We start from the raw sequence: 790 nt of genomic DNA on the forward strand, positions 1-790 counted from the left end.
CCCGCTCGTTCTTCAACGCGGCGAAGAAGGACTCTGCCATGGCATTGTCATAGCAAATCCCGGTACGCCCGACGGATTGCCGGATCCCACGCTGGTGAAGAAACCGACCAAACTCGGCCGACGTGTAGTTGCTCCCGCGGTCGGAGTGGAATATCGCCTTCCTCTTGATATCATGATTCCGGACCGCCATATCGATCGCCGCGCTGATCAGCGGAGTTTTGTAGTTATCCGACATCGCCCAGCCAATCACCGCCTTCGTGTAGCAGTCGATCACCGTGGCGAGGAATACCCAACCCTCCCACGTCGGAATGTACGTGATATCGCCGACCATCTTCTCGCCCGGCGCGGACGCGGTGAAGTCCCGGTGGACCAGATCCGGGATCGGCCCGGCCGCCGGGTCCTGGTCGGTCAGGCTGTGCCGCCACGGCCGCGGCTGGCAGGGCACCAGGCCCAGCTCCCGCACCAGGGCCCGGACCAGCTCCAGCGAGCAGGCGTGGCCTGACCGCTGCAACGAGGCGTGGATCCGCCGGTAACCGTACGTCTCGTCCGACATCTCGAAAATCACCACGATCAGCTGTTTCAATTTCTCCCGGCGCGCTGCGGTCGCCGATTGCGGCCGGCTCCGCCACTCGTAATAGCCGGAGCTGGAAACCCCAAGCCATTTGCACATGCGCACGACGGTGTACTTCGGCCGGCCATCCGGCCCGAGAATGCGTTTCTCCGCGTCGATCAGCTCGTACCGAGCTTCTACCGATACTCGCTGGCGAAGAACGCCGCGGCTTTTCCCAGG

1 protein-coding gene is annotated in these 790 nt (G+C 63.3%); it reads right to left on the reverse strand.

Translation table 11 applies throughout. The features are described from left to right. The coding region (locus ACFQS1_RS40550; RefSeq protein ID WP_378978408.1) for an IS3 family transposase at positions 1–790 on the reverse strand (790 nt) is incomplete at both ends.

The organism is Paractinoplanes rhizophilus, assembly GCF_042664765.1.
Classification (GTDB): domain Bacteria; phylum Actinomycetota; class Actinomycetes; order Mycobacteriales; family Micromonosporaceae; genus Actinoplanes; species Actinoplanes rhizophilus.